This is a genomic window from Uliginosibacterium silvisoli (genome assembly GCF_036017035.1).
Classification (GTDB): Bacteria; Pseudomonadota; Gammaproteobacteria; order Burkholderiales; family Rhodocyclaceae; genus Viridibacterium; species Viridibacterium silvisoli.
Map to the genome: position 1 here is coordinate 1 of NZ_JAYXHS010000006.1, position 10184 is coordinate 10184.

The 10184-nt window shown below is 62.3% G+C and carries 4 protein-coding genes and 1 pseudogene; 3 read left to right on the plus strand and 2 right to left on the minus strand.

The features are described 5' to 3' along the window. Positions 1–5019 (plus strand): Calx-beta domain-containing protein (locus tag VVD49_RS21725; RefSeq protein WP_327601345.1); only part of this gene is annotated, 5019 nt, incomplete at its 5' end. A 104-nt stretch (positions 5020–5123) separates the two neighbouring features. Here VVD49_RS21725 and VVD49_RS21730 read toward each other — a convergent pair. Further along, on the minus strand, positions 5124–7055 hold the full coding sequence (locus VVD49_RS21730) for an EAL domain-containing protein (RefSeq protein ID WP_327601346.1): 1932 nt from the start codon (positions 7053–7055) through the stop codon (positions 5124–5126). 58 nt (positions 7056–7113) lie between these two features. Further along, the gene (locus tag VVD49_RS21735) at positions 7114–7692 is read right to left on the minus strand and encodes a transglutaminase-like cysteine peptidase (protein WP_327601347.1); all 579 of its coding nucleotides are present in this window, start codon (positions 7690–7692) and stop codon (positions 7114–7116) included. A 400-nt stretch (positions 7693–8092) separates the two neighbouring features. Between VVD49_RS21735 and VVD49_RS21740 the strand changes: the two genes are divergently transcribed. Both VVD49_RS21740 and VVD49_RS21745 read left to right on the plus strand, forming a co-directional pair. Beyond that, complete coding sequence (locus tag VVD49_RS21740; RefSeq protein ID WP_327601348.1) at positions 8093–9892, plus strand: TolC family outer membrane protein; 1800 nt, start codon at positions 8093–8095, stop codon at positions 9890–9892. A 194-nt stretch (positions 9893–10086) separates the two neighbouring features. Further along, a pseudogene (locus VVD49_RS21745) lies at positions 10087–10184 on the plus strand (inositol monophosphatase family protein); the annotation flags it as partial.

Genomic DNA, 10184 nt, shown 5'->3' on the forward strand with positions numbered 1-10184 from the left:
ACCGTGAATCTGACTTACACGGGCACTGCGTCGAACGGCACGGATTACACCGGTGTGGTGAGTGTCACCATCCCGGCTGGTGCCACGAATGCGACCTTCAGCCTCGCCACCCTCGACGATGCGCTGGCCGACTCCGGCGAGACCATCATCGTCTCGCTCGGATCGATCACAGGCGGCGGTTTCGAAGCCATCGCGGCGAATCCTTCGAGCAATAGCGTCACGACGACGATCAGCGACGAAGCCACGCCGGACACGGTGCTGGTGAGCATCGCCGGCCCCGCTTCCGTGACTGAAGGGGCAACTACCACCAACTACACGGTGAGCCTCGGTCAGGCAGCTGCAACGGCCGTTACGGTCAACCTCACGTACTCGGGCACCGCCACCGGCGGCGGGTCGGATTACACCGGTGTCGTCAGCGTGACGATCCCGGCCGGTGCAACCAGCGCAACCTTCACCCTGCCGACAACCAACGACGTATTCGACGAACCGGATGAAACCGTTGTCATAACGCTGGGTTCGATCAGCGGTGGCGGCTTCGAAGCCATCGCGGCCAACCCTGCGGCGAACAGCGTCACGACGACCATCGTCGACAACGACCCGACACCATCGCTGGTGATCAACGATGTCACGGTGAACGAAGCCGCCGGCACGGCGACTTTCACGGTCACGCTGTCCGCTGCATCCGGCCAGGTCGTTACGGTGAATTACGCCACCGGCGGCGGCACGGCCACGGCGGGCAGCGACTACACCGCGGTGAGCGGCACGCTGACTTTCGCAGCCGGCACGACGACGCAAACCATCACGGTGCCGATCACCAATGATCTCGCCATCGAGAGCAGCGAGACCTTCAACGTCACGCTGTCGGGTGCGACGAATGCCACCATCGCCGACAACACCGGCGTAGGCACGATCACCGACAACGACACGGCGCCGGTCATCGATCTCGATGCCAATAATTCGAGCGGCGCAACGGGTGCCAACTACACCCTGAGCTTCACCGAAAATACAGCGGGCGCAGGTCCATCCATCACCGACGCGGACTTCACCATCACCGGCGTAAGCAGCGGCACGCTGGCCGGTGCGACCATCGTGCTGACCAACCGTCAGACCGGTGACGCGCTGAACCTGGGCACGGATGTCGCAGGCATATCGGTCAATACCGTGAGCACCGCAGGCACGGTGACGATCACCCTGAGCGGCGCAGGTACGGTGGCCGACTACGTGCAGCGCATCAAGAACATCTCGTTCACCAACAACGTCGACGACCCGAGCGCTACGGCGCGCACGGTGACCGTACAGGTGACCGACGGCGTGAATAGCAGCAACACCGCAACGACCACGATCAACGTTATCCCGGTGAACGACGAGCCGACGACGAACAATGTCACGGCCACCGGCAACGAGGACACGCTGATCACGGTCACGCTCGCCGGTGCCGACGTGGACGGCACGGTCGCGGGCTACGTGATCTCGAGCCTGCCCGTGAATGGCACGCTGTACAGCAATGCCGCCGGTACAACGGTGATTACGGCTGGCTCGGTGGTGACGGGCCCGGTCTACTTCCGCCCGAGCACCGACTGGAACGGCAGCACCAGCTTCCAGTACGCAGCGCGCGACAACAATGGCCTGACGGACTCGACGCCGGCAACGGCCACGATCAACGTCACGCCGGTCAACGACGGTGCACCTGCGGCGGTTGCGGATACCTTCTCGACCGTGCTGGGCACGCCCATCATCATCACGCAGGCACAGCTGCTGGCCAACGACACCTTGCGCGACCATGCTGCAATCAGCAGCGTCAGCGCAGGCTCAGGCGGCTCGCTGGTCAACAATGGCGACGGCACCTATACCTTCACGCCAAGCGCGGCAGGTACGGGCAGCTTCACCTACACGCTGACCGATGATGATGGCCAGACCAGCACCGCAACCGTCAGCGTCACGACCTATGCGACTCGCGACGACCTGATCACGGTCAATGAGAGCGCCTTGTCGACCGGCTCCGGCGGCGGCGTCAGCGTCGTCTCCGGCAATCTGCTGAGCAACGACCCCGGCGCAACCTCGATCACCAGCGTCGGTGGCATCACTGACGGTGGCACGGGCGACACGGACGCACGCGCCGGCTACATCGGCGTGAACCAGACTGTCGGCGGCATTCTCGTCGGCAACCTGGTGGTCGACGTCGCAGGCACGGGCCTCGGCGACTACACCTACACCTTGCTTGACAATGCGGACAACAGCGCGGCGGCCAACAACAACAGCATCACCGCGCCAATCGCCTACGTCACCAACACGGGCTCGGCCAACGCGCAGATCACCATCGTGGATGACCGCCCGATTGCCTACGCGCACACCATCAACGTCGCCGAGAGCGCCATGCCCAGCTACAACCTGGTGCTGGTGCTCGATATTTCGCGCTCGATGACACTTGCCGAAGCCGGCGGCCAGTTGCAGGACGAAGCTGCCAATGGCACCTACACGGCCAGCGACCGGCTGACGCTGGCCAAGGAAGCGATGATCGAACTGGTCAGCGCCTACTTCGACCAATCCGCCAGCATGGCTGTCAAGATCGTGACCTTCGGCCCGACCGCGACCATCCTTAATGGCGGCACGGCCTACACCGACAAGGCCGCACTGATTGCCGCGATCAATGGCATTACCGTCTCCGCCACCGGGGGCACCAACTACGAAGCTGCGCTGACGGCTGCCACCACGGCCTTCGGTACGCCGAGTGCATCCACGCACAACGTGTCCTACTTCATCTCTGACGGCGCACCGACCTCTGGCAACTCCGCCACCGCAGTCAGCGCCTGGGACAGCTTCACGGCCACGAACAACATCGACTCGTATGCCCTTGGCGTGGGCGGTGGCATCAACAGCAGTACGACGCTGAACACCATACACAATGTGGACGCTGACGGGAGCGGCACTCGTGACAGCGCGATCATCGTGCCGGACCTCAACGACTTGGCGGCTACGCTGACCAGTTCCGTGCCGGTTGCGTATGGCGGCAGCGTCGTGGGTTCCTCGAGCAATGTTGGCAGCACCCTCGGCGCCGATGACGGATGGGTACAGAGCATTACCGTCCAGCTGGACACCAACTCCAACGGCACGCCGGACACCAACGTCACCTTCAACTACAACCACGCCACCAACCAGATCAGCTGGACCGGCGGCTTCCCGGCGGGCTCGCCCATCACCGGCGATACGCTGGCGCTCAATGCGGCGAGGGGCTTTGTATATGGCAACCTGACGTTTGATTTCGCAACAGGCAGCTATACCTACTACACCGGCACCTCTGCCTCGGCCGGCACCAGCTTCGGGCTGAGCTTCGTGGCACAGGATAGCGACGGTGACGTCACGCCATCGACCTCGCTGACCTTCAACGTGGTCGATGGCGTGCCGGTCGCACGCCCCGACTTCGACACCCTGTCGCCGAACGCCACCTCTTTCACCGGCAACGTGATGACTGGCATAGGCACCGACGATGGCCTGCCAACCGGCACGCTGGCGACCGACTTCACCGCACTCGGTGCAGGGGCAGATACCGCTGTCGATGGCGCGCGCGTCAGCTCGATCGTTTTCCTGGGCCAGACCATCAACCTGACCTCGGCAAGCTCGGGCTCATTCAGCGGCGGTAGCTACACGGTCACGGCAGCAGGCGTACTGACCTGGACGAATGCCACGACCGGCAGCAGCCTGGTCTTCAATCGCGATGGCTATTACAACTACACGCCGGCAACGGCCAGCTTGCCGAACCCACCGGTAGGCACCTTGCAGACCGTGACGCTGACTTCGGCGCCAGCCGCTTCGACCGGCCTGACGATCACGGGCTACGACGAGCTGCACGCCAGTGCCGGCATTACCTACTACGACACCACGGGCACGGCCAACGACGGCGCGGGCGTGACGGGCCGCGGTATCGCCAGCACTGCCACGAGCAGTGACGGCAATACGAATAACCGCAGCCTTGATGGCCTCGAAACGATGGTCTTCACTTTCAGCACGACCACGTATCCACATGGCGTCGAGAACATCAGCTTCAACATCAATGCCGCCAACAGCAATCTCGGCAGCACCACAGCCTCTGGCGGCAGCTCGTCGTTGAGCTACTCCGTGTATCACATCGACGGCCACCTGCTCGGCACCTTCGTCAGCACCGCCGAAGGCGTTGTCACACTACCGTCCGGATACAGCAACGTGGGCAGCATCGAAGTGCAGGCGTCGAGCGATGCAGAGGCACGCATCACCGACATCCGCTACCAGACCGTGCTCGACGACACCTCCACAACGGTGGTGGCGCCGGTGACCATTGGCTACACGCTGACCGATACCGATGGCGACAGCTCGAGCTCGACACTCACCCTGACGTCATATAACAACGCCCTTGCCGGCGACGCTGGCAACAACACGCTGACCGGGTCGGGCATCAATGACCAGATCTATGGCATGGACGGCAACGACACGATCAGCGGCGGCGCCGGGCACGACTTGTTGTCGGGCGGAGCCGGCAACGACTCCTTGAGCGGTGGCGATGGCGATGACAAGCTGTTCGGTGGTGCAGGCAATGACACCCTCGACGGTGGCGCCGGCAACGACCGGCTGATCGGTGGCAGTGGCAACGACATCATGACCGGTGGTGCAGGCTCTGACACCTTCATCTGGTCGCTGGCCGACCGCGGTGCGCCGGGCTCGCCAGCAGTGGATACCATCACGGCCTTCGACAACTCGACAGCCGCCGCGGGTGGCGATGTGCTCGACTTGCGTGATCTGCTGCAAGGCGAAACGCATACCGGTACCGATGCTGGCACACTGTCGAACTACCTGCACTTCACCACGAGTGGCGGCAACACGACGGTGCAGATCAGCACCGCCGGTGGCTTCGTGAGTGGTTACAACGCGGGTGCGGTCGATCAGAGCATCGTGCTGCAAGGCGTGGATCTGACCAACTCCGGTGCTCTGTCGACAGATACCGCTGTCATTCAGGATCTGCTGAGCAAGGGCAAGCTGCAGGCGGACTGATATCTGCTAGCCCCACAAAAAACGGCGTCAGGCAAACACCTGACGCCGTTTTTCCATCCCGTCTGCACTCGGACGTGACACTCCGGAGCTTTGCTGCGCAGCACTCAGCCCTTGTTGCGTGCCGTCACAGCCGGGCCGGTGACGCCATCGAGCTGCAGCTTCTGCAGCGCGGCCCATTCGGCTTCGCTGGTCACGCGCTCGGCAATCACCAGCATCTCGAGGCTGCGGGCGACATTGACGACGGCCTGCACGAATCGCTGATTACCCTCGTGTGTATCGATGCCGGCGACGAACGCACCGTCGAGCTTCACGTAGTCCACCTGCACCTCATGCAGGCGCGGCATCGCCGCGAAGTAGCGGCCGAAGTGCTCGACACCCAGCTTGCACCCGTACTGACGTACCGCACGCGACAGGGCCGACAAGGCGTTGATGCCGGCCTCGTCCATCAAGGTACGTTCAGACACCTCCAGCCACAAACGCGACGCCTTGCTGCCCGCCAACGCCAGACGCGAGGCGCAGCCAGAGATGAATTGCGGATCCAGCAGGGAAGCAGCAGAGAGGTTGAGGCCGATGTTTTCCTGCACGCGCGCAAGCCGCTCCAGGGCCAGTTCGAGCGCCAGTAAGTCGAGCGCCGCCTGGTGCCCCTGACGCAGCACGGCGGGCATGAACTGCCCGGCGGAGAAGCGTGTGCCGTCTGCGGTGACAAGACGCAGCATCACCTCCTGATGCAGCAAGGCGCCGTCCGTGCGCACCACCGGATACATCGCAAACTCGAAGGCGCGCTCTGTCAGGGCATGCTCGACCGTGTGCCGCCAGGCTTCACCGGAGAGCACGCCGGCACTCGCCGACACATCGATGCCGGCCACCGAAGGCGTCGCGCTCTCAGCCTGCATCAAGGCAGTGTCGATCCGCGTCATGACATCGGCAATACTTTCGCCACGCACATAAGGCGTCCAGCCAATGGCCACCACGGGCAAGCGATCGGTGAGCTCACGTTGCTGGCACAGCTTCTCGATGCTCGCCAGCACCTCGCCACAGATGGATGTGGCCTGTGCGGCGCTGGCGTCGGCGAGCATCACGGCGAACTCAGCGCCACCGAGCCGACCAAATTGCGGCTCCAGCCCTTCAAAGCGTGTTTCCGACAACTCCCTGGCGCAAGCCTGCACCAGCGCGTCCCCACGCTCACGCCCGAGACGACCGTTCACACCCGCCAGGTCCAGGATGCGCATGACAAACAGGATGCCACCGGAAGCAGCTTCCTCGTCCGCCAGGGCATCACGCAGGCAGCCCATGAAGAAGGCACGATTGGAGAGGCCGGTGGGAACGTCACGGTTGGCATCACTGCGCAGTTGATCGATACGCTCAGCCTGCTCCGCGAACATGGCCTGCACGCGCTTGACCATGGCATTCATCGCACGCGTAACGATGCGCAGCTCCTTGACCGGCGGCTCGGGGGCGGCAATGAACTCACGACGACCGATGGCCTCCGCTTGGTTGACGATGACCTGCAAGGGGCTCTTCAACCAGCGCATCAGCAGACTCACGGCGGCACCGAGCAGTAGGCCGACCAGCAACAAGGTCATGGCCATCTTCACCGAGCCACGCCACAGCGCACCGTAGGCGTAGCGTGTGCTGGCCTTGACCTCGACGCGGCCGGCCTGCTTCCAGCCGTCCGACACCAATGCCGCACCCGGTTGCGCCTGTAAAGGCACCAGGCGGACGAACCAGGCTGGCGCATCCGCCACATCACCGCGGGTGCGCCGCTCGGCAACCGCCCGCCCATTCACGTCGCTGAAAACGATGCTCTCGAAATGCCCCGAATCGAACAGCGCCACGACCAGCAGCTCGGCCATCGCCGGATCCTTGCTCTGCTGCGACATCGACAGGGCCAGCGACGCAGCGTTGTCGTTGCCTTGTGCGTATAGCTGCTGCGCCAGGTAGTCCCGCGCCGTCCATACACTAACGACGAGACAGCCGGCCAATGCCAGAAGCATGGCGCTCAATACACTCAACCACAGTCTGGTCAGCAAGGACATGTGGTCCTCCCTATCTCGGATTGTTCTCTACGCAACAAGGCGCTCATGGCTCTTCTTCTCATGGTTCATACCCTTCCGCTTTCATGCGGATCAGCAAATCCTTCCAGCGCGACAGTCTATCGACGGGCGATGCCGGTTTGTCCGCCCCGGCCATCCACAATCCGTCACCATTGAAACTGAAGACTGGCGTGAGATCCGGGCGACGCCCTGCGGGCCGGATCTCGGTGATCAGGTTATCGAGAATCAGCGGCTCGGCCTCGGGCTGCGCGTAATAGCTCAGCACCATGTGCGCCTGCGTGACCGTGCTGCCCGCAGCACCAATACGCGCCCGCACGTAGGTGAGACGCATGCGCGACGCGGGCACTCCCAACTCGATCAGGCTGAAATACTTGGCAATGGCGAAGTCCTCGCAATCACCCGCACCTTTGCCGAGGGTCTCGAGCGGAGTCGCCCAGTAATCCAGCTGACTCCAGATCACCACGTCGTCCTGGAACTGGACACGCCGATTGAAGAAATCGTTCACCTGCCGCAGCTTGTCGTTGTCGGCGGCAGCCAGGGGGCGTGCCAGCATGTCGCGCCAGTCGCGCAGATTGCGTCCGCCATCTGCGCCGAAACGTTGTGTAACGAATTGCTGCATCCGTTCCACGTCGCTGGCCGTAACAGCCAATGCACCGAAAACGGAAACACTGATGACGACGCGGCAGGTGCCAGACAGCAGGAATCGACACAGCGCCAGACACCAATAACACCAATGTCGCCAGAAAACGTGAGTTACCCCACGAATCTTCGACAAATGGCGCGGGAATTGACGCTGCGAATCAACCATCTCGCTGTTGGACCGTTAAAATCAGACCGAAATTAATCGAACTGCGCGGATAATTCGTCCGCTTTCCCGAGCTTGTCGCAAGCAGCTTGGGGAATATTCTTTTAAAGCCTTGTCTGGCAATGCCGCTCTTGACAGGGACGCCCTGCAAGCACGCACAACGCTTGTTGCGCAACACATTGAGACCACGCTGGTCGACTTGGAGAAATTGCGGATGTACTCGAAATTGTATGTCGCTGTGCTGATTGCACTGGCACATGGAGTCAGCGGAGCAGCAAGTCTCAATGAAATTACCGAACGAGCCCTGGCACGCAGCCCCGATGTACGGGCGCGCCTTCACGATTTTCTTTCCTCGACACAAGACCAGGAAGCCGCACGCGGCGGCTACCTGCCAACCCTGGACTTTGAAAGCTATTACGGACGCGAGCGCATCGACGCCAACATCGGTTCCGTAGCTACGTTCAATCATCCGGGGGCCAGCCTCCAGTTACGCCAGATATTGTTCAACGGCTTTGCTACACGTAATGAAGTCCGTCGCCTTGGTCATGCCCGCACTGCGCGGTATTACGACCTGCTCGCCACGACCGACGACATCGCCCTCGAAGCAGCACGCGCTTACCTCGATGTACAACGTTATCGGCAGCTATCGCAATTAGCTCAAGACAACTGGGCCGTTCACAAGGAAATCTACGACCAGATCGAACAGCGGGTGAAGGCAGGCGTCGGCCGTCGCGTCGACCTGGAGCAGGCGGCTGGCCGCCTGGCGCTGGCGCAGGCCAACTGGCTGACCGAAACCAGCAATCTGCACGACGTCAGCGCACGCTTCGAGCGCATTGTCGGAGAAACACCACCGGCCTTGATCGATACCCCGAACGTGACAGGCAAACTCCCTCCCGAGAAGGATGTCTTGCCAGTCTCGATTCGCAACAATCCAGCCTTCCGTGCAGCGGTGTCACAAGTCCAGGCCGCTCGCGCCCAGACCGAAGTTCGTCGCGCCAGCAACTCACCGACTTTCGAAGCGCGTGGCTCGCAAACCCTGGAACGCAATCATTCCGGCATTCCCGGGCATTATTCGGACAGCATTGCACAGGTCGTAATGAGCTACAACCTGTTCCGTGGCGGCACGGATCAGGCCCGCATCAAGGCAGCGGAAGAGCTGTACAGCACCGCACTCGCGCAACGCGACAAGACTTGCCGCGACCTGCGGCAGACCGCATCGATCGCCTGGAATGATCAACGCAAATTGCGCGACCAGATTCAATACCAGGAACAGCACGCGCTTTCGACCGAGAAAGCTCGCGACGCCTATCGCCAGCAGTTCGATATCGGCCAGCGCAGCCTGCTCGACGTACTCGACACGGAGAACGAGCTCTTCGAAGCGCGCCGCTCCGTAGTCCGCGCACAATACGATCTCAAGCTGTCCGAGTTCCGTGTACTCGCAGCGGCACACCGAGTGTTGCCAGCATTGGGCCTCGCCTCTTCTGACGATGCCCCGCCGCCAGCACAAGGAGACGAAGCGCCTGATGACGGCACGGTCAATTGCGACACGACGATGCCGCGCTACGACGCACTGGACATGACAGCAGCAATGGCGGGGCGTCCCGCACCGCGGCCCCTCCCGGTCCAGACCGCCCCCGTCGCGCCACCACCCACTGCGCCGGTACCCGTGCAATGTGAATTCGCAGCCAACGACTGGGCTGCCGCCTGGTCTGCTCGTGATCTCAATAAATATCTCGGCTACTACTCCAACAACTTCCAGCCGCAAACCCGCGCAGATCAGGAAGCCTGGAAGCGCCTGCGCGCTGAACGCCTCAACAAGATCTCGATCTCCGTCAGCCTGAGCGAACTCAAGACCCAGCAACTCTCACCGGAAAGTTGCGAAGTGGCCTTCAAGCAGCAATACCGCTCGAACGACTACAACGACGACGTCAGCAAGAAGCTTGTCCTGAAGCGGGAAGGCAGCACATGGAAAATCATCCAGGAAATCGCCCCGCCCAAATCGAGCACTAACTGAAGCAGGACGCTTTAGGATCTTTGGCGCCAACCTTGGCTGGCGGAGAAGACGGCGTCGCTGCATTAAGCCTGCGTGGTTATCTCACCGGAACACATCGGGCCTTGCGGGAGCAAGAGGATAGAAGCGACGCATGCGCTGCGATCTGGCGGCGCCACTGACGACAGCCTCGCACTTACCCTCTTCGCAGCATCACAGCCGCTGGCGCCCTGCTCGTGCAGGAAGCTGGAGGTCTGGTGAGCGACTTCGGAGGCGAGGGGGCGTACCTCAAGACGGGCAACCTGGTGGCGGGCTC

Bases quoted from the DNA above. Each gene is read 5' to 3' on its own strand.
- VVD49_RS21730 (WP_327601346.1), bottom strand. From the start codon at position 7,055: ATGTCCTTGCTGACCAGACTGTGGTTGAGTGTATTGAGCGCCATGCTT.
- VVD49_RS21735 (WP_327601347.1), bottom strand. From the start codon at position 7,692: ATGCAGCAATTCGTTACACAACGTTTCGGCGCAGATGGCGGACGCAAT.
- VVD49_RS21740 (WP_327601348.1), top strand. From the start codon at position 8,093: ATGTACTCGAAATTGTATGTCGCTGTGCTGATTGCACTGGCACATGGA.